At 57.1% G+C, this 18,410-nt stretch carries 19 protein-coding genes; 5 read left to right on the forward strand and 14 right to left on the reverse strand.

The window, feature by feature from the left end:
• Positions 1 to 133 precede the first annotated feature (133 nt).
• From fabV to BN4575_RS02100, 9 genes are all read right to left on the reverse strand, one after another.
• A complete protein-coding gene (gene fabV / locus BN4575_RS02060; protein ID WP_068976937.1) occupies positions 134 to 1,327 on the reverse strand; it encodes an enoyl-ACP reductase FabV in 1,194 nt (397 codons plus the stop codon).
• Positions 1,328 to 1,556: 229 nt separating this feature from the next.
• Complete coding sequence (locus BN4575_RS02065; RefSeq protein ID WP_068976938.1) at positions 1,557 to 1,781, reverse strand: hypothetical protein; 225 nt, start codon at positions 1,779 to 1,781, stop codon at positions 1,557 to 1,559.
• Positions 1,778 to 3,727 carry a hypothetical protein gene (locus tag BN4575_RS02070; RefSeq protein ID WP_068976939.1) on the reverse strand — a complete coding sequence of 650 codons (1,950 nt, stop codon included), beginning with the start codon at positions 3,725 to 3,727 and terminating at the stop codon, positions 1,778 to 1,780. The genes BN4575_RS02065 and BN4575_RS02070 overlap by 4 nt, the downstream gene beginning before the upstream one ends.
• 12 nt (positions 3,728 to 3,739) lie before the next feature.
• Positions 3,740 to 4,144, reverse strand: a complete 405-nt coding sequence (locus BN4575_RS02075; protein ID WP_068976940.1) for a hypothetical protein — start codon at positions 4,142 to 4,144, stop codon at positions 3,740 to 3,742.
• A 2-nt stretch (positions 4,145 to 4,146) separates the two neighbouring features.
• Positions 4,147 to 5,319 (reverse strand): hypothetical protein, encoded by a 1,173-nt coding sequence (locus tag BN4575_RS22395; RefSeq protein WP_052449366.1) that lies wholly within the window; start codon positions 5,317 to 5,319, stop codon positions 4,147 to 4,149.
• 3 nt (positions 5,320 to 5,322) lie between these two features.
• A complete protein-coding gene (locus BN4575_RS02085; RefSeq protein ID WP_068976941.1) occupies positions 5,323 to 6,528 on the reverse strand; it encodes a hypothetical protein in 1,206 nt (401 codons plus the stop codon).
• 39 nt (positions 6,529 to 6,567) lie between these two features.
• A complete protein-coding gene (locus BN4575_RS02090; RefSeq protein ID WP_068976942.1) occupies positions 6,568 to 10,161 on the reverse strand; it encodes a curculin (mannose-binding) lectin protein in 3,594 nt (1,197 codons plus the stop codon).
• Positions 10,158 to 10,526, reverse strand: coding sequence for a hypothetical protein (locus BN4575_RS02095; protein ID WP_068976943.1), 369 nt, complete (start codon positions 10,524 to 10,526; stop codon positions 10,158 to 10,160). Before BN4575_RS02095 ends, BN4575_RS02090 begins: the two co-directional genes overlap by 4 nt.
• The gene (locus BN4575_RS02100) at positions 10,523 to 11,818 is read right to left on the reverse strand and encodes a hypothetical protein (protein ID WP_068976944.1); all 1,296 of its coding nucleotides are present in this window, start codon (positions 11,816 to 11,818) and stop codon (positions 10,523 to 10,525) included. The genes BN4575_RS02095 and BN4575_RS02100 overlap by 4 nt, the downstream gene beginning before the upstream one ends.
• Before the next feature lie 209 nt (positions 11,819 to 12,027).
• Here BN4575_RS02100 and BN4575_RS02105 point away from each other — a divergent pair, with 209 nt between their 5' ends.
• Both BN4575_RS02105 and BN4575_RS02110 read left to right on the forward strand, forming a co-directional pair.
• Complete coding sequence (locus tag BN4575_RS02105; RefSeq protein ID WP_068976945.1) at positions 12,028 to 12,357, forward strand: hypothetical protein; 330 nt, start codon at positions 12,028 to 12,030, stop codon at positions 12,355 to 12,357.
• A 57-nt stretch (positions 12,358 to 12,414) separates the two neighbouring features.
• On the forward strand, positions 12,415 to 13,110 hold the full coding sequence (locus BN4575_RS02110; protein WP_068976946.1) for a hypothetical protein: 696 nt from the start codon (positions 12,415 to 12,417) through the stop codon (positions 13,108 to 13,110).
• Positions 13,111 to 13,230: 120 nt separating this feature from the next.
• Here the strand turns inward: BN4575_RS02110 and BN4575_RS22025 are convergent, their stop codons facing one another.
• On the reverse strand, positions 13,231 to 13,374 hold the full coding sequence (locus tag BN4575_RS22025; protein WP_176716410.1) for a hypothetical protein: 144 nt from the start codon (positions 13,372 to 13,374) through the stop codon (positions 13,231 to 13,233).
• Between the two features lie 86 nt (positions 13,375 to 13,460).
• Between BN4575_RS22025 and BN4575_RS02115 the strand changes: the two genes are divergently transcribed.
• From BN4575_RS02115 to BN4575_RS02125, 3 genes are all read left to right on the forward strand, one after another.
• Positions 13,461 to 14,132: a hypothetical protein gene (locus BN4575_RS02115; RefSeq protein WP_068976947.1), complete on the forward strand. Its 672-nt coding sequence runs from the start codon at positions 13,461 to 13,463 to the stop codon at positions 14,130 to 14,132.
• 732 nt (positions 14,133 to 14,864) lie between these two features.
• Positions 14,865 to 15,149 carry a hypothetical protein gene (locus tag BN4575_RS02120; RefSeq protein WP_068976948.1) on the forward strand — a complete coding sequence of 95 codons (285 nt, stop codon included), beginning with the start codon at positions 14,865 to 14,867 and terminating at the stop codon, positions 15,147 to 15,149.
• Between the two features lie 185 nt (positions 15,150 to 15,334).
• On the forward strand, positions 15,335 to 15,775 hold the full coding sequence (locus BN4575_RS02125) for a hypothetical protein (protein ID WP_068976949.1): 441 nt from the start codon (positions 15,335 to 15,337) through the stop codon (positions 15,773 to 15,775).
• A gap of 480 nt (positions 15,776 to 16,255) precedes the next feature.
• Here BN4575_RS02125 and BN4575_RS02130 read toward each other — a convergent pair whose 3' ends face one another.
• Genes BN4575_RS02130 through BN4575_RS02145 form a run of 4 tightly spaced genes read right to left on the reverse strand, consistent with a single transcriptional unit; the run spans position 16,256 to position 18,354 of the window.
• Positions 16,256 to 17,005, reverse strand: coding sequence for a phage tail tube protein (locus BN4575_RS02130; RefSeq protein WP_068976950.1), 750 nt, complete (start codon positions 17,003 to 17,005; stop codon positions 16,256 to 16,258).
• Entirely contained in the window at positions 17,005 to 17,451 is a 447-nt protein-coding gene (locus BN4575_RS02135) for a phage tail terminator protein (protein WP_068976951.1), read from the reverse strand. The genes BN4575_RS02130 and BN4575_RS02135 overlap by 1 nt, the downstream gene beginning before the upstream one ends.
• Positions 17,448 to 17,909 (reverse strand): gp436 family protein, encoded by a 462-nt coding sequence (locus BN4575_RS02140; RefSeq protein WP_227274043.1) that lies wholly within the window; start codon positions 17,907 to 17,909, stop codon positions 17,448 to 17,450. The genes BN4575_RS02135 and BN4575_RS02140 overlap by 4 nt, the downstream gene beginning before the upstream one ends.
• Positions 17,875 to 18,354, reverse strand: coding sequence for a Rho termination factor N-terminal domain-containing protein (locus BN4575_RS02145; RefSeq protein ID WP_068976952.1), 480 nt, complete (start codon positions 18,352 to 18,354; stop codon positions 17,875 to 17,877). The genes BN4575_RS02140 and BN4575_RS02145 overlap by 35 nt, the downstream gene beginning before the upstream one ends.
• Between the last annotated feature and the right edge of the window lie 56 nt (positions 18,355 to 18,410).

Below are 18,410 nucleotides of genomic sequence, written 5' to 3' on the forward strand. Positions count from 1 at the left end.
GCTGGCAACCAATGTAGCGATCTCCCCCTCACGACCATAGTGCGAGGAAACCACGGAACCGCAACACCATTGCATTGATAAAAAAAGCCCCCTCTTTTTACAAAGAGGGGGCTTTTTTTCGCTTGCGTCAGGATCAGAGCTCGACCACGTCGAATTTCACGTCCGGATTGACATCCGCATCGTAATCAACCTCATCCAGCCCGAAACCGAACAGGCCGAGGAAGGTCTGCTTGTAGCCGGTGTAGTCGGTCAGATCGGAAAGATTCTCGCTGGTGATGGAGGGCCACAGGTCACGGCAGGTCTGCTGCACATCTTCGCGCAGTTCCCAGTCATCCATGCGGATGCGAGCCTGATCGTCCAGCGCCATGTCAGAGGCGTAGAGACGGGTGCGCATCATACGGTCCACCTGCTCCATGCAGCCCTCGTGAATGCCCTTCTCCTTCATGATCTTGAAGGCCATGGAGATATAGAGCGGCATCACCGGAATGGCAGAAGAAGCCTGGGTCACCACGGATTTCAGCACGGCCACGTGAGCAGTGCCACCCTTGGCTGCCAGATCGCCACGGATGGCGGTGGCGGCTCGGTCCAGATCTTCCTTGGCGCGGCCCAGAGTACCGTGCCAGTAGATTGGCCAGGTCAGATCGGTGCCGATGTAGGAGTAGGCCACGGACTTGGCACCGTCAGCCAGCACGCCTGCATCACGCAGGGCAGCCATCCACAGCTCCCAATCCTGACCGCCCATCACGGTAATGGTGTTCTGGATCTCTTCCTCATTCGCCGGCTCGACGGTGGCGGTGATGATTTGATCCTTGTTGGTATCGATGGCGGTGGTGGTGTAGGTCTCGCCGATGGGTTTCAGGGCTGAGCGCACCACTTCACCGGTCTCCGGCATCTTGCGCACCGGAGAGGCAAGGGAGTAGACCACCAGATCAATTTGACCCAGATCCTGCTTGATAAGCTCGATCACCTTGGCACGGCATTCGTTGGAGAAGGCATCACCGTTGACGCTCTTGGCGTAGAGACCCGCCTCTTTGGCGGCCTTGTCGAAGGCGGCGGAGTTGTACCAGCCAGCCGTGCCGGTCTTGGACTCGGTGCCCGCTTTTTCAAAGAAGACGCCGAGGGTGGCGGCGCCGCTACCGAAGGCAGCCGCAATCCGGGAGGCCAGGCCATAACCGGTGGAAGCGCCGATCACCAGCACCTTCTTGGGACCATTCTCGATGGTGCCTTTGGCCTTGGTATAAGCGATCTGGCGACGAACATTGGCTTCACAACCGACCGGATGAGTGGTGGTGCAGATAAAGCCGCGAACCTTGGGTTTGATGATCATATGGGGTCTCGGATCCGTTTAATGGATGAAATCGGGGCATAAGATACCTCATCTTGCCGCGATAAGGTGCTCTGATGTGTTGAACTGCGGCAAAAATGGCCATCCGAAGTGTAGCCCGCCGCCGAAAATGAAAAAGAGTTACGGGGAAAATGAAAAGCTACCGGCCCAGTAGTTTATCAAACTTGATGGCACCGGAATCACTGAGTTTGATAACCCCGTTAAACCGGCATTAAACCTCTATTTCATAGGTCGGTAAATCCGGCGCCTCTCCTGCTAGCTCCCCTCCCCGGTAAAATGCCTTCTTGCCGATGGCTACACCGGTGCCCCGTACTGTGACTGTCCCGCCCGCCAACGTACTGAGAGTGGTCGTCGTAGTACCTGCTGCGGTCACGGTTCCAACCAACAAGGGATCAGCGCCGGGCACCAGATCAAGGAATCGCTTAAACAGGTTCATACAAATCGCTCCACACTCAGCTGCTGGCGTACCGTCATGGCCCTGTTCTGCAGCGCAGCAGAGACCCTGATGCCCCGGTTGTAACCCTTCCAACCGTCCACGGCGAGCAGAGCGCCCGGTAAGATCAAACCGGTATCAGCAGACAACGGCAGCTCGATGGTCTGAGTGCGCCTGGGCATGGTCTTGGCCAGCCCCACCACACCTTGGGCACGAGCTGCCGTCACATCACATACCAGCGGGTGGGTGATAGTCGGCGCTTGTTGCTCGCCAGCCGTCCCCTGGCGCACCACCCGCGCACTGATGCCCTGGTGACCACCGCTGACCCAGATCCCGTTGGCGGCATGACCCGGCTGGAAGTCACTACCCAGGGTGGTGATGATGGCGCGGGGGATCGCCACATCGGCCTGAGCAGTATCAAGCTGCCATGGCACGGTGGGATAACGTGGCTTGATGACCAGATGACGGTTGCGCTGGTGTGGCAGCACAAAGCCACCGGCCGCCTCGGCCAGGTACCTGACCACCTCGATCGGGGTCTGGTTATCCAGGCTAAAGAACCCGGCAGGCACCAACCAGTCAGCCGCTTGCCAATCCAGCGTCCAACCAACAGGCAAGACGGCGGCCGCCAGCTGGGCCATGGTCGCGGCAGCACGCTCACCCACCGCCTGCGCCAATACATGGGTCGGCGACAAGTAAGCGGTGCGAGAGCGTCCCGTCAGCGTTGCCGACTCGCGGCCAAAGCTCTGGCTCGATTGCCAGCCATCGCACACGCAGTTCCATTGCTGACCGTTGATATGAATGCTGACCTCTTCCTCATCAGTCAGCCCAGCCGCCGCAATGCGGGGGATTTGAGCACTGAACTGCCATGCCCAGGAGTCGGTATCGAGCTCGATACTTACTGCCGTGGCAGGGATATCGAGCCCATCGCGTACCCGCACAATCTCCGCTGTATTGCTCACCAGATAAACCCTCCGGGTTGGAATGACGATTGCCGCATCACTGCCCTGCCAGACAAACTCCAGCTCTGCCGTGTCGCGCTTGCGCCCGAACGCCAGGCGCAGCACCCGCTTATCTGGGCGAATGGGTGGCTTGGGTGGTTCTGGCGGCGGCGTCTTGCCCCAGGTGGGCGTGATGGCCTCATCCCAGCCATCACGCCAGCCCTCTATCAGCGGCTTGCCGTGGTGCCAGGCTTGAGCAGCCACCCCCTTACCGATGGGGATGCCTTCTTGCCACTGGTCAGCCTGCCAGACCTTGTCAAAGCGCGGCGGGTTGGTGAACCCGACCAGGCGCCAGCTGCCAACCGGCGCCGCCTCAACCCACAGGGACTGATTCGCCACATGGCCAGCGGCCAGGCTGTCATAGCCCTGGCGGTTCTGCTGGCTGACCGGCAGCCCCTCGGCAAAGCGCTGCTGATTGGCCATGAACGTCTGGGGCATCTGCTCGCCCAGCTCAGCCACCAGCTGCTGATTCGCGGCGGCTTGTTGCCACAGAGCCCGGCTGGTTGCCCGCTCGGTGCCTGCCTTCTGCCATTCGCTACTGAGGGGCTGGAAATGGCTATCCGCCCGATCCCAAGCATCCCCCATTGCACTGGCAGGGCCCCGGAATACGTTCTGGTCATACACCCCGGCGATCACCGGTACCGGGGCGCGGGATGTGCTGGCCATGGCGCATTCAATGATGAACTCACCGACCAGCTCACCCCGACTATGGGTGTGGCTGGCAAGCACCGCATCAAGCACCACTGAGCCGCAAAGCATCGCGCGGGAGCGATTCGGAGCGCCAGCCAGTACCGATGCCAGCACCAGCCCAGGTGACGCACTCAGGCGCGGCGGCAAGTTGGTACTATTCAGGATGCCGACCAGGCGCACCACTGCGGACTGGTTCAGCTCCAGCTGGCCATTTATGCTGCGGGCCTTACGCAGCGCTAGGCTGGCATCCTTTCTGGCCATATGGCCCCCCGGTTACGGTTCGGTGATGGTGGCGGTATTGATGCGGATCAGCGCACCGGCAAAAAACTCCGCTGCGGGCAGCTCCAGATCGGCACCGCTGCCCGGCACCCCGACATCGAGATCCGCCACAAAGGCCCCATCCCGGTCAACAATGCGCCCCCAGGTGGGGGCGCCGCTGGCAGTGGCCATCTGTTCGGCCAAGGGCTTCAAGGTCAGCACCCCACCAGCGATCGTCTTGGCGCAAGGGTGGCTGAACGTGAGCACCACCAGAGCCAGCTGGTCCGTCGTGGCAGCCCCTGGTGCCGGTTTGGTGCCTGTGTAGATGGTCAGCTTGGCGCTGGCCCCAGTACCCGTATCAATGGCCGTGGCCAATAACTGGGCGCGACTGGTGCGCAGCCCTTCGGCATAGGAGATCATGGTTATTTCCTCTTGAGCGGGGCAATCATGGGGAACGGCGCAGGCGCCACGCCTCCGCCAGGCGGGTAGGGTTTCGGTGCCTGATAGTCGGCGGCCACGGCGTTGTAGTCGGCGGGGCCAAAGGCGGGGTCGTCCTGAGCGACCAACATATAACGCTTGTTCAGCCACAGCAGATCGAACCGATAGACCCCATCCGATGCGCGGCTGTAGGTCTCGCCAACCAGCTCGCCATCCTGGGTGAAGCAGAGCACCCGGCGCCGCACTCCCACCCCGCTGATGGTCACCGTGCTTTCAATAAACCCCTGCTCCACATTGCGCCCCCCATCACGGATCCAGAAATAGTCCCGTCCCTTACAGAGCGGGTACTGGGTCTGTTGCTGGAGGTTGACCGGCCCCGCATACATCGACGGGGCGCCGCGCCATGTCACATCTTGCAGCTGGAATTGGCTGCGCGACTCCTGGTTGGCAGCTATGGCTGTCATCGGTTGCAGCTTGAAGTTAACCGGCTTATTTAACAGATCTCGGCGGGCTGAAAGCTCTACTGCCGTCAGCTCCCGGTTATAAAAAGCAACGTGGGCCAGCGCCGCAGAGGTGGCATATAAGCCGTTACGGGAAAATAGGTGAACTGGCAAATTACCCTGATTGCCTTGGATCCCGTTGCCCGTTGCGGGGCCTCCTATCATCAAGGGAACACCGTTCAGGTAAATCTTGGTGACCCCGTTCACGCTGGTAAACACCATATGGCCAGCCAGGACGGGGCTTGCTCGTCCATTTGCAGGTGCCGTACTCGCCCCCAGCACGAATTGATATGAGGGGGTGCTCATCCCCGCTGCCGACCCAATGCTTTGCAGCGACCAGTTTTGGTTATCCCCACCGCGCTCGGCAATCACCAGGTTGGCATCCTCGTTATGACTGATGATGCACTCCATAGTGAAGGTTCTACCGCGATACTCCACCCGGTCAGGAATAGCGACCAAAGGAGAGGAAACGCCACTCGTCGCCACAATATCCATGTCGGCTAACGTCAACACCTGCTGGCGAAAGCTGCCGTTCTGGCTGCCATGATTGGCGATGACAGATATATCCCGGCCAAGATTGGCGATGGTGTCCAGTGGGTGATACCCCACCGGATTGCTGGCCATGATCAGATCTCGCAATGCTTGATCGCTTGCCATGACTTATCTCCATGGGCCGGTAAGGTCAAACCCGACCATGGTGATGGGGTCTCCACTGGAGCACTGTTCTTCATACCCTGCTCGAATGAAGCGAAGCAGTTTATTTGGCAGTGCCGGGAGGTCTTTGAAATTCTTTCTATCCCAAGCTGGTACAGTCGCATATGGACAAACTAAACCCGGCAAATACCCTCTCAAATGGCTGCCGCTTTCTAATACCATGATCGGGTCTGTTGAAAGATAGAACCCATTATCTGGGCCATTCGGTGTGTTTAACCCATTCCCAAACCTGGTAAAAAGTCCTTTTAAAAACCAGTTGGTTGCACCGAACAATTGATGATACGGCCTGGCAATAACGCGGTATCCTGCGCTATCAAATTTTGCGAAGTCTTGCCCCCAAGATGCCCCATAGTACGCACCAAGGCCACTTGACCAAGCCTTGCCCTGATCAGCAGCATTGGTCGTTGAGTAATGATTCAAAATGGCATGATAGCGATCACCTGGTCGAACCGAGCGGATATAGCCAAAGCAGTAAATGAATTGATAACTCCTAGCTGCATACGCAGGAATAAAGTAGAACAGCTGACTATCACCAATCACATCCCATCGCTTATTTGAGTAGCGCCCGGTACACGGCCAACGGTGCTCAAAAATCGTAGTGTAGGTATTGATATCCACTACATCCTCAACCATCGCTACCTTGGCGAGGTATGCAGGGTTAGATGCACCAACCCATCCGCTATACGGGCTATTGTCGATGCGCAGGCTGACATTCCCCGACTCGCTGACATTGGAGGGGCGCACGATGATGGTCTTTCCATCCCCGCTTTCGTGGGTGATCGTCCAGCCCAGCGGCGCCACCTTTATGGTCATGGCCGCGCCCGTTCCTGGAGCCCCTGGGTTGCCGCCGTCCAGCTCAAACCAGACCTGAGTGGCGGTGACCTGCATCACCCTATGCTCGCCGTTGTAGGCAGCAGGCGATACCCCCTCGACCTGGACAACTGAGTCTTGCAGATAGGCATGACCACCGGTAAAGGTCGCCGCCGCCCACCCCTTGGCGACATCGAAAGCCAGCGAGTTGATGGTCAGGGTGCCAAAGCCGGTGACCAGCACCGCCTTGAGCAGCGCCGCCAGGGCGCCCTCTGCGGTATCGCCCAGACTCGGGGCGCCCTGCATCTCGCTTGCAAACCATTTGACCTTGTATTCAGCCATCACTTTTCTCTCCACGGGCAAGGCGCAACGCCTCACCGGTTAACGGTTGACGTTGCCCCTGAGCTGGGCCTCGAAACGATCGGTATCTACCGCTGCCACCGACTGCAAGATGGTGCGGATAAACCAGATCGGGTAATTGGCGGCGTAGGTGTTGAACCGCAGCACATTGCCCGCAGCCCAACCGGCCCCCCAGCCACGCCGGTCAAGCCTGAAATAGGGCTGGCCGTTGTTGGGGTTGATGGGGGCAAAGTCGGTATTCACGTCCCCCACCGCAATTTGGCCCACATGCTCGCCGACCAAAATAAACGTGGTGGTGGTCTGGAAGATGATGGCCCAGCGCTCTTGCAGGGTCGCCCGGTTGGTCACCACGATCGGGAAATCCGTATCGTTGTATTCCGCCGTGCAGGGGTCGCCAATCAGAAAATCAGACCAGTTATTTGTCCAGGTGCGCTGGTCGAACAGCGCCCCATAGCGAGCCCAGAGGTCACCGATGATCAGGGCGCTGGAGACCAGGGTATCCGCCGCCTCATAGTTGTGACTGAGGGGTCGTGCCAAGGTGATGCGGCCCGAGATCTCCACATCAGTGGCCAGGCTCATATCCTCGACCCGGTGAACCACGGCCAGCGGCTCCACATAGCCGGTCAGACTCAGCGGGCTGGCCAAGGTCACCATCCCGCTGTTCATGTTGACGCTGTAGAGCTGCGGCGCCAGCTCCTTGCCGTTCTTATCCTCCACCCGGCAATAGGCCAGCCGTTCGCGCCCGGTGTTGAGCTGTTGCCCCGCCTGCACTCCCATGGGGAAGGCGCTTCGCTTGGTGGAATGCACCACCACTATGTACCCCTTGCGAATGAAGGGCACCCGGCCATCGGATGGCAGGCGCACCGGATCCAGCTTGATCAGATCCGCATCGAGCGGCAGATAGCTATAGACCACCGCATTAAACCGGATGGTGTCAGCCACCACCGACAAGGGGCGCCAGATCTTGCCATCAACCACCATATCGGGGTCAAACCAGGGTTTACTCTCGTTGCCCGCTGCCGTCACCAGGCGGCCAAAGCGCACCGATACCACCCCGGTCTGATAGTCCACCTTGCCAGTTACATCCTGGCTGGTGATGGTGCCATCGCCGTTGGCAGTCACCTCAAACCGGCGACCGTCTGCGGTGTTGCCACTCAGGTAGAGGCTGGATGGCGCAATGGGTGCCCCCGGCGTCCTGAATGTCACCTCGTCCACCGTCTGGGCCACCAGGCTGGTGACCAGCGAACTCAGGGATGGTACGGGCGGCGCGCCAGGGTTCCAGACCGTGACGGTCGCCTTGCCGGTGGCGTAATCCAGCGTCCCGGCCTGCTCACCGGCTCCGGTGGCGGGGTCGATGTTGCGATAGAGGATCCCCTGCCTGTCCACATAGACAGACCCGCCCAGGGCAAAGCGCACTGAGTTGGCCAGAATCGCCTCGCCGTTGCGCGGGGTGATATCCAGCACCAGCGGGGTGGCTGTCACTGTGTCCTGGCCCGCTTGGCTTGCATTGTTGCTGCGGTACTCCACCTCGACCCAACCACTGTCGTCCACCGGGAACAGGTAGGCGGCCTGCACGTAGTAGATTTCAACCAACGTCCAGCGCTGGCGGGCAATGGTGTTGCCGTGGCCATCGCCATAGGTGCCGATGGTGCGCCACTCATAGCGGGTTTTCGGAATGCCGCCCTGACCATCCGGCGTGATGGTGATCTTGCCGTTGGTGTAGTTGACGCTGCCCCGCTCCACCCCTGCCGCATCCAGCAGCTTGCCCGCGCCGTTATCGCGCACACTGATGATCGGGTCGCTTGTAGCAATCACCAGTTCGGTGTCGTCCTTCACATCCTCATAAAGGGCATTCCAGCGCAGCGAGACCATTCTGGGGGTCAGGTTCTGCTTGGTCAGCTGCAGGGTGATAGTCCCGTCCGGGTTGCGGGCCGGGTAGTCAAAGCGTTGAGTGTCCGGGTCGCCGTACTGGTAAACAACCTGGTACTCCTGGCCGCCATCGGGCAGGGTCGCTACCCGCAGGGCCAGATCGCCGGTCACATAATTGATGGTGCCGGTGGCATCGCCGGTCAGCTGGCCAGCCCCGTTGTCGATGGCTGTTTTGGTCGCGCCACCGGCTTGCCATGTCAGGGTCAGGCTGTTGGGGGTAATCCCCTCATGGGCCAGCTTATGGCTCAGCTGCACCGGATCCAGCACCATGCTGGCGCGGTTGAGGTAAGAGACCTTGGTGCCCCAGCTGAACATGATCGCGCTATTCACATCCGGCAGCGCCCCCAGGGTCAGCACCACAGAACCGGTGGTGAAGTTGAGCAGCCCAGAGCCATAGGATTTGTCCTGGCCAAACAACTCCCCGTGCCCGTTATCTTTGAGGTCGTACCATTTGCCCTGGGCCAGATAGCTGACGGTCAGCGAACCGGGGCAAGGGGTGGGCAGCAGGGTCGCGGTGTAGGCATAGCCCCGGTTGTTGGCGGCGATCTGGATCTGGGCCGTGTCAGCGATACGCGATGGCATCACTGCCGGGCGAAAGCTCACTGTTTTGCTGGCTGCGCCATAGTTCGGGCACTGGCTGTTGAAGGTCAGCAGGCCGCGCCCGTAGTCGATAGCCCCCACCACGGTACCGACCAGGAACAGCTCTCCGCCCTTGTCGGAGATCACTGCCGCTCCGATGGTGACCGATACGCTGCCCGGCATGGCACCAATCCCCAGGAACAACCCCTGACTGGGGCTGACCGGTGAGGTGGTGGTGAAGGTGTGGGGACTGCCCACCCCGGATTCCAGCAGGGCGCCAAGCTCACCGGCAGCGGTCAGATCCACCACCGGGGTTTCACTGCGGGCACTGGGTACCAGCTGGGTGAAAATGGTCTTGGCCTGCACCCGCATTGCCCCCAGCGCCGCATCCGCGACCAGCTTGGTGGTCGAAAAGTAGTTGGCGGCATCGGCCACCACGGTTTCCCGCAGGGTGGTCTTGGTAGTCGCCTGGTCATAGGGGCTGGGCTGCTCCCCTTCAAAGGTGTGGCGCAGCGGGTCAGTGATCACGCAAGTGACCACGTTGCGGGTGAACTCGCCCTGGTAGCCTGCTACCCCGAACTTGCGCAGCTCGGCGGTTACCCGGTCAACCCGCACATACTGCTCAACCTCGTTCCCCTTCCCTTCGTTGCCGACCAGCACCAGCACCTCCCCGACCTCCGGCAACCGCACCTCGACCCGTTGCAGGATGCGGATCGCCCGCTGCCCTTCCAGCTGGGTATCGTAGAGCACCCCCTGCCACTTTGGGCCTCTGGCCTGATAGCGCTCCAGGGTGTTGCGGGCGTTGTCGCGGGTGTCGTTGTGGTCTTTGGTGGTCATCAGCGTCAGGTTTACGCTGGGGTTACTGGGCGGCAGCAACACCATGGCATTGGCGCCATAGTAGGTGTCGGTGTCGTCCGTCTGCACCGCCAGAAACGCCTTGCGCATATTCACAGTGCCATAGGCCCGATCCATATCGCTTACGTCAGGGAACAGGCTGTTATGGTTGCCGCTGATGATCTCGCGGCCAGTGATGCGACCACCGCCGTCATCGGTATCAACCAGGCGCTGGCTGGCCAACAGCACGATATCGCCAGAGAGAATGCTCATGGGATTACCTCTGTGAAATTCAGGGTCAAGGCATAGGGGTCGCCCCCTTCCGGGTCGGCCATCTCAATCAATGGCGTGGCCACCACACCTGGACGGCGCCACACTACGGTGCGAGACACTCCATCGAGCAGGGTCAACGTCATCAACTGGGCCACCTGCGCCTCCAGCACCTTGAGCTCCTGCACCTTGGCGCGGGAGCAATGCCCGCTCAGGGTCAGCGGCCGCCCCTCGGGCTTGGCGGTCTCCTCCACCAACAGGGCGCCGCTCAGGGTCGGGGTCACCACCTGCTCGACCGGCGCCCACTCGAACTCGTCGCGCCAGACCAGATCATCTGGCAGCAGCACGCTGTTTAAGGTCACGTTCATTGGCGCAGTCCTTGCTGTTTAAGAAGGGAAATCAGGGCATTCGCATTGGCCTCATCGGCCTGCAGTTCGGCCAAGCCCCCTGCCCCTTTGAGCTCGATGGTGATCCGTTCGGACAAGGGCCTGCGCGTCCCTGGGGTGTTGGTGCTGGGGGTAGATGGCTCTGCAATTGGGACTGGTGGCTGGGTGGCGGTTTGGTTGGTTTTGGCACTCTCTTTGGCCAACGCGTTGTTGAGCTCCTCTTTGAGGCGGGACTGCATCGCCTCCATCTCTTTTTGGAACTTCTCGCCGTAATACTTGCTCCACTCGCTGTAGGCCGGAATGTCCTTGACCTTCTGGCTGTAGCGGGCCAGCTCATCCTCCACCCCGGCCAGGGTATTGGCCAGCCCCTCGGCATTGCCGCGCAAGCTATTGATATCCACGCTCTTGTAGTAGAAAGAATCGGCGTTCACGGTACGGGTGATATCGCCTCGACCACCGCCCCCGCCGCTACTGGTGAGGCTGGCATTTGTCTGCTTGGCTTCATCCTGTACCCCTTTAAGCCCTGCCCGCATCCCATCGGTGGCGCCTTTAGCCCGTGCGGCGGCCTCGTCAAAACCATCACCAATGGCCGCGACTGACCGCGCGGTATCGCCACTCCCCCCTTTCACCTTGGCCATGGCATCGGCGGCGATGGCCATGGAGCGGGCCAGCGCATCCCCGGTGATCTTGCCCTGGGCGGCCAGTTGCTTCTGACGCGCGATCACCGCATCGATCTCGGCGGTGGTCTTGGCGCTGTTGTAGGCGGCGGCCAGCGCCTCCTCGATGGCGGCACTACTGGCCCCCGTGTGCGCCACCAATACATCCAGGGCGCCGATGGTCTTCTGAAAGCCCGCACCGATACGGCCATTGGCCCGTTCAAAGTCCAGCCCCAACACAGCAAAGGCCTTGGCCAGTTCTGCCGCCCCATCGACGCTTTGGCGGGTGGCTTGCCCCATCAACTGCTGCTCGCTCACCATGCGCTGCGCTGCCTGGGTGGAGCGACTGTCCAGTAGCAACAGGGTCTCGACCACCGCAGCCAACTGCTGGCCCCAGCCCTGCCACTGGGGGGTGGATTGGGCCAGCAGTTCGCTACTCTCGGGCAGGCTCTGCTGCAATGCCTCCTGCGCGTCGGTCAAGGTGGCCGTTGCCGTGGCCGCCTGTGCACTGCCGGGGCCAAGGGCCTCCAGCTCGGTCAGTAGCCCTTGCAGCTCTTCGCGGCCAACAACACGGGCAACCAGCTCCAGCGCGAGTTTGAGGGTTCGGGGGTCTGACATGGGCAGCCTTACCAATCAGTGAACAGACATGCTCATTCTGCCCATGCAAGGCGATGCCAAGGGGTTATGGTGGATTAAAAAAACGCCACTGGGAGGCGAAACGCTAGAATGAGAGGGAGGACATATGATACTTTGCCATCTAGTCCAAGCTTCAAGAAAAGGCGAAGTGGCTAACCTACTGTCAGGCACGGCAACGAAGGAGGTGCAACATGACAATCTCGATGCACTCTTTACTGCAAAAAACTGAAGTGGCGAAAGAGGTCTGCAATAGCTACTTCCCGCGCCCTATCCAAATTCGCCGTGATACCAGCAGACTCAATCAGACAAGATACATAGTACTCTGGCAGGATGAGTTTGAAACCAAGTGTAAATCTAACGCCGCGGATAGTTACTATATTGAGCCTGTTGCCGAGTTGATCGTCAAAAATGCTCATCTACGCTATGTCCGTAAACCCTTTGCAAGCATGAATATCGATGTGATATTGAAAAATCTGGTCAGCGATATTCTGGATCAGGGTCAACACCAGCTCTTGGCATAACAATTTTTTAATAAGAGCCTGATCGCCGCATCAGGCTTTTTTTATTTCAGGGATAACATGGCACCCAATCTGGTTCAAACCTACCGCAAACAACTCGACACCTCCCCCGATGGCATGACAGACAAGATCTCTTTTCAGACGCTCCTGATCCATCAGCCTAATCTGGCAGTACTACGACTGACCGAGTACGAGATGGCAGCCGGTGCCGACTTCCATCGTTGCTTGGTAGTCGAGGAGATTGGGGTTGATGAGTGGATAACCAATGCCATCGAAGCTGGGGAGGATATTTATGCCTATGTCGAGAATGGTCTCACAGGGGATGACATAATAATTGGCCGTTTTGTATACAACCACCTATCACTAACCATCGCAGGCGCACGACAAGATGCTATCCAAATCAGGGGCGCCTTTATCGACCCGGATTACCGTAGTGGCTTAGCAAGGATGGTTTATCAACGACTGCGGGAACAGTATAGCTGTGTGATCAGCGATGATATGCAGACCATCTCTGGCGCTCTGCTTTGGTTGATTGGTATCAATCAAATAAGCCAACAACGCATCGAATTATATGATTTCCAGCAACAACGTATCACTGGCCACCTCGACTATCCTATCAAACCGGGCAGCTTCAAACCCTGGTGCCTGACCGGATTAGACCACCAGCAAATCACCAAAGAGAGCAGCCGCAAGTTTGATGTCGTCGATTATGCTGGAGACGAAGATAGACGCCATATCGTGTTTCTTTTACGCTGACCCCTATGTTGCCGCGACCATCGATAGCGGCAAACCCCTCTGCTTGTTTATTCCCCTCTTGTAAGCCGCTGGCTACCGTTAACGGTGGCCAGCAGCTGCGCCGTTTCGGCGGTAGTTTTGTCAGAGAGTGGGCGTAGGTGCGATTAGCCGGCAGGCGTAATCGGACATCCGCCAAACCTCACCCGCCAAGGCGGCCAGCTCTTCCCGGCCAGTGACCTTGGCCGCCAGCTCCAGGGCGAGTTTGAGGGTGGTAGAGGTGGACATGGGGCATTCCGATCAGATTCAGATATGCCCTATTGTGAAGAAATGGCAGAATAGGAGAGTTTATGACGGATTACTGAGAGGCAATCATGAAATTAATAAACAATATGTCATTTATAACGAAATGCATTCTTGGTGGGCTAGTATCAACCCCATTCATATTCTACTTTTCTATTTTTGGTCCGTTATCAGGATATAGCCTCGCTCAAAATGATCAAGCATGGGCAAACTTTGGCTCTTTTATTGGCGGCACAATTGGCACTTTATTTTCTGGCCTTGCCTTCATCGGCGTTTTGCTCACTTATCAGGAGATGCAAAATCAGCTACAAGCCCAAAAGGAACAGCTGGAATTTGCAAAAAGTAGAGCAACCGTTGACGAATTACAAAGGCTGCTTGCTACCACAGTTGAATCTTTTGAAGATTTTCTAAATCAGCCAATAGGAATTCATCTAGAAAATGTTAATTTCACTAGGAAAGATGCCTTAGAGCATGCTTGTGCATTAGTAGGCAATCCTCTTCCTATACCTGATCCAATGTTTACATACTTAGATAGTGGGGAACATAACTCTTTCATGCCACAGTACAATCGATACATTGATGAAATAGCATGGTGTATGGATGAGTTTGTTAAAACTGGTGGTTCTGAAAAAATTATTGAATACTATGTAATTAAGTTAGGTCGGACAATAAGTATCTCTAGAGTTTGTGGATGGATTCATGAAAATGCACTCATTGTAAAATTCTTCCCTAACTATGACTAAATGATTCTCTACACCAAAAGTTAAATTCTAATCCACGCTTATTAAAATAACAGGTATCACAATGTTATTGTCTCAACTTCGACCACAATCACCTAAGAAAATCGATAGAACTATTCATAGCCTCGTGGACTACCTTGGGCTTAATGTTAATGATGCCGTTCACCTAAAATTCTCACGACCTACGGCATTCGTACCAGAGCCTGACTATTGCCACTTCAATGTATGGCTCCAAACTCGACACTCCGAGGGTAAGCCACTGTCAGGCTGGATCTTCGCTCAAGACAAGCAACAATGTTTTGCAGAGGCAATTTTCCACTCTGTATGGGAGTCACCAGATGGACGGCTCATCGACGTGACACCACGGAAGGATCAAGAGAAACGCATTCTATTTGTGCCAGACCCAACAAGATCAATAACTCTGACATCTTATAAAGGCCGTCCCGCGCTCCACACATTTGACAACGTTCGAGTCCATCACAACTCGCTTATTACACAGTTAACCGAAATAACGCTGGTCGTAGAAGGTGATTTCCTTGAGCGTCAAGGATTGTGGCCGTGGTGATTTTCGTTCCAGCTTGCTCTAGATGGGTTTATCGACCATAACCCCTTTTTTGGGCAAACCTAGCACCGTGAATCTCACAGCTAAAGATACTATCGCCTGTCATTTCTGACAGTGGCGAGTGGGCACAAGCGATCGATACTCAGATTCACTTGAGCAAAGGTACAACATGAATGCATCAATTTGGCGTCTGGCATGAAGGGGGGCACCACACCATACAAGGGCTGCCGATCCTGAAACATCTATTGCGTACACTCCATGGCGATGTGATGGTGCGCTATGTTTGTCGTGCCGATACGCCTTGCACTCTGTTCCTGACCATCAAAGATGGCGTGCCCTACCAGAAGTTCAAAGAGGGTACTCCACCGCTGGACTGGCAGTGGCTAGAGCAATCCATCCTGCCCCTTTCAGCCTCATCCCAACCACTGGTCATGATTAAGCGACTGGCATTGCGTTAAAACCAAGTTCCCAAACTGGTATGCTGCGCCAGCGATATGGTGTAGCACATGATCAAGTGATGACTAGATGACGGATTTTTAATATTTTCAGAGGCTCATCACAGGAAAACGATAAATATTTAATTACGATTCATTTGTATACATCTCTGATTACATCCTTATACCTCAAAAATAGGAATCATCGTTTGGATACAATTAAAATGGCAACAATTGCGGGAAAAGTTGCTTTTGCCACGATAGTCCCTGGCTATGTCAAAGCAATCTATTCCGCACTATCAGACTCTCAAGATGAAGTAAAGTCAGCGGAATCAAAGGGGCTCGATACCCTAACAGAGGAAGCGAACAAGCAGCGTATCGTCATGGAGTTCCAGGCTCATCAAGCTCGAGTTGCCCAAGAGCTTGCTATCGCAGAACGAATAGCCTCATCTCACGAAGTTCAAATTGAGGAATTTTATGACGGTTCTGGAAAAGGCAGTCTAGGCCTGAAGACTGAGGGAGAGTCCATCTCTTTAGGTGCAAGTGGTGAAGGTCGACGGGTTACAAGGCGTATTATTCGATTCACTGGTTGTGGGCCTGTAGAAAGAACTGTGGACGATAAAATCATTCAAGTCGAAACAGAGCTGTAGGCTAAACTCACAAGAAAATGTGAGCGGATATTCACAATTGAGTTCAAAACGGCGGTTTTTCCGCCGTTCTTCAATCCGATACTACACTGCAACACAGCATAGAAAGTGTTTACAACTCTAGAATTAATCGACATAATGTTCAGCTGAGTGTTTTTAGGCCAACATCTGTTGGGGTCTCCCAAGAAGGGCTAACATCCTTCGCGCTTTACAACGTTGCGGTTCTTTTACTTCTATCTGCCATTCGTTTTTTCGGGTGTTTTTTGAGCGATATAACTTTAGCTCCAGATAATTTTAGAGAGGTGTCTATGACTCAACGTTTTTTCACAACATTTAAAAAAATCACTGGCTGTGCAATCGAAACCGCATGGGCCGCACTTGTGAGCGTTTGGGCTGGTAGCCTGTTGACCTAAAAGCACTCAATCTCATCAGAAAAACGGCGAGTATCCCCGCCGTATTTCATTCCCCTGCCCCCCCCAATCCTCACACAGTCACCGGCCGATCTACATAGAAGGGGGCGGTCTCGCCATCCACGGCCAGCAGTTCTCCCTCCAGCTCGATCTCGATGGGCTTGTCGCTCATAAAGTCCACTGCCTTCTTGGGCGACAAGCTGGCACGGGGCACCGTCAGTTTGATGGCCTCGCCGCTGACGATACTGCGGCCATCAAGCAGCAGTCGCGCCTTGATCTCCGGCTGGATGTTGCCCGCGATGCGGGTACCGGTCACCGCATTATAGGTAGCGCTGACCGTCAAGCTGCCGCCATCGGCTACCGAGCTACCTTTCACCGCCCGCACCAGCCCGAGCGCATAGTTGACCTCGATATCGGTACCCACCACCAGCGCCTTGGCCCCTTCCTTGATGGCCAGGCCAGTCGAAGCAATATTGCTTTTGCCGAGCGGTGCCCATTTCGGCCAGGCGGGCAGAACAACCGGCAGATCAGTCAGCGTCCCAGCCCCCTGATTAATGGGGCTCTCCAGACCCATAAAGGCGGCGGCCAGCAGCACGGGTGGGATCTCGGTGGTCTTGATGGTGACCATGGCAGGCTTGGGAATGTGGTAGTTCTCCCGCGCCTGACCGTATTGCCCCTTGCGCTTGCTGGGAATCGAGATCTTCTGGCTGTCGGGTTTCACTTCCAGGCTATCCACATCGATGGGGCCAATCACCCCAGCCGAGACCCCGTTGGTAAAGGTCTCGATAAAGAGATCCCCTTCCAGGTGCAGTGTTTCGCTCATCATCGCTCTCCTTTGAATTTCACTCGGGTAGTAAAGGCAAGCGGCAAATAAGCCGCACCGCCGCTGTAACTGGGTTTTACCGGTGGGGTTTCGCGGCGAAAGGTACTGTCACCACATGCTCGCCCACTGACGGCCTGCAGGATGCGGGCAAGCCACACTCCGGCACTGACCTCCCTGGGGCTGGCACGATGCACCAGCACCAGCAACCAGAGCTGATCAAAGCTGCTGGCCCGGCCTGACTGGGTGCCTTCGCTCTCACGTTCGCCCTGATAAACCACATGCACCGCCGGACTGTGCTGGCCCAAATTGGCGATGGCCGCCACATCGGTGGCTACAAACACCTCCTTGAGCCCTTTCGTTTTCAGAGGGGCGAGCAGCTCACGCAGCCGCTCGCCCGCCTGCAGGTAGTCAAGTTCGGTGCCAGACGGGTTGGCGGGTTGGCTCATAGAAAGCCACCCTTGTCGCGCCCCTGACTCCGGCCAAAGACGCGCCCATCCGACTGCAGTTGAGCCAGATTCTGGCTCTCCAGGGTGGCGCCATCGGATGCCAACCCCAGCGCCAGCTCCCCCTTGCCAACCGATTTCAGAAAAGCCAGAGCCGCCTCATTGCGCTTGGCTATCTGCTCTGGTGCCTGTTCACCATAGAGACGGTGACGGGCGATATCGGCGCAGATAGGTACCAGGGCACTCGGGATATGAGCCAGCGGCAAGGGATAGCGACCCGCCAGATAGCCATCGATCAAGGCGCCTGCATCCTGCAGGGCGATGGTGATAGCCGCCTGATCCAGCTCACCGGTCGGCGTCATGGCCAGACGCAGCAACTCAGCCTCGCCAAAGCGGATCACCATGTCATTGACGCTGGCATACATATCACTGCTCTCCGTTCTGGCCAGATGGCTGCTCATCCTTGACCGGGTATTGCACGTCGGTCGCAGCGATCGCCGTCACCAGTTCGGCCTTCTTGAGCTTGACCGCCTCCGGGATACCCATCTGCAGCGCCAGCTCGCGCAGCTCATCGACCTTCATCTCGGCCAGCGGCGTAACCTTGCCAGCCTGGGTGGCGTCACTATGCTGGGTGGCAACACCGGCCAGATAGCCCGAACCGGTCAGGACGCCCAGTGTTGCGTCCAGATCCCCAGGCGCCGATGGTGCATCACCTGCCTGAAAGCTGGCGTCTTCAGCCAACCGGACGACCACCAGACGCGGGTCGTTCTCCAGGGTCGCGCACTGCTCAGGCGACACCACCATCTCAGACTTGCCCGGTGCAATCGGCAGGCCCGCACGGAAATAGTTCTGACGAACCATCGATGTAATGCCGACCCGAATAGCCAGTTCCATCTCTTGTTCCATCTCATGTTTTCCTCGTCGAATCTGATAGAGAGGCTGTTTAAACCGAGGGTTAAACA

Origin of the sequence: Aeromonas sp. EERV15, from assembly GCF_900079845.1 — a bacterium.
Classification (GTDB): Bacteria; Pseudomonadota; Gammaproteobacteria; order Enterobacterales; family Aeromonadaceae; genus Aeromonas; species Aeromonas sobria.

Coding starts and splice junctions, on each gene's coding strand:
- fabV (WP_068976937.1), bottom strand. CDS start 1,327: ATGATCATCAAACCCAAGGTTCGCGGCTTTATCTGCACCACCACTCAT.
- BN4575_RS02065 (WP_068976938.1), bottom strand. CDS start 1,781: ATGAACCTGTTTAAGCGATTCCTTGATCTGGTGCCCGGCGCTGATCCC.
- BN4575_RS02070 (WP_068976939.1), bottom strand. CDS start 3,727: ATGGCCAGAAAGGATGCCAGCCTAGCGCTGCGTAAGGCCCGCAGCATA.
- BN4575_RS02075 (WP_068976940.1), bottom strand. CDS start 4,144: ATGATCTCCTATGCCGAAGGGCTGCGCACCAGTCGCGCCCAGTTATTG.
- BN4575_RS22395 (WP_052449366.1), bottom strand. CDS start 5,319: ATGGCAAGCGATCAAGCATTGCGAGATCTGATCATGGCCAGCAATCCG.
- BN4575_RS02085 (WP_068976941.1), bottom strand. CDS start 6,528: ATGGCTGAATACAAGGTCAAATGGTTTGCAAGCGAGATGCAGGGCGCC.
- BN4575_RS02090 (WP_068976942.1), bottom strand. CDS start 10,161: ATGAGCATTCTCTCTGGCGATATCGTGCTGTTGGCCAGCCAGCGCCTG.
- BN4575_RS02095 (WP_068976943.1), bottom strand. CDS start 10,526: ATGAACGTGACCTTAAACAGCGTGCTGCTGCCAGATGATCTGGTCTGG.
- BN4575_RS02100 (WP_068976944.1), bottom strand. CDS start 11,818: ATGTCAGACCCCCGAACCCTCAAACTCGCGCTGGAGCTGGTTGCCCGT.
- BN4575_RS02105 (WP_068976945.1), top strand. CDS start 12,028: ATGACAATCTCGATGCACTCTTTACTGCAAAAAACTGAAGTGGCGAAA.
- BN4575_RS02110 (WP_068976946.1), top strand. CDS start 12,415: ATGGCACCCAATCTGGTTCAAACCTACCGCAAACAACTCGACACCTCC.
- BN4575_RS22025 (WP_176716410.1), bottom strand. CDS start 13,374: ATGTCCACCTCTACCACCCTCAAACTCGCCCTGGAGCTGGCGGCCAAG.
- BN4575_RS02115 (WP_068976947.1), top strand. CDS start 13,461: ATGAAATTAATAAACAATATGTCATTTATAACGAAATGCATTCTTGGT.
- BN4575_RS02120 (WP_068976948.1), top strand. CDS start 14,865: ATGCATCAATTTGGCGTCTGGCATGAAGGGGGGCACCACACCATACAA.
- BN4575_RS02130 (WP_068976950.1), bottom strand. CDS start 17,005: ATGAGCGAAACACTGCACCTGGAAGGGGATCTCTTTATCGAGACCTTT.
- BN4575_RS02135 (WP_068976951.1), bottom strand. CDS start 17,451: ATGAGCCAACCCGCCAACCCGTCTGGCACCGAACTTGACTACCTGCAG.
- BN4575_RS02140 (WP_227274043.1), bottom strand. CDS start 17,909: ATGAGCAGCCATCTGGCCAGAACGGAGAGCAGTGATATGTATGCCAGC.
- BN4575_RS02145 (WP_068976952.1), bottom strand. CDS start 18,354: ATGGAACAAGAGATGGAACTGGCTATTCGGGTCGGCATTACATCGATG.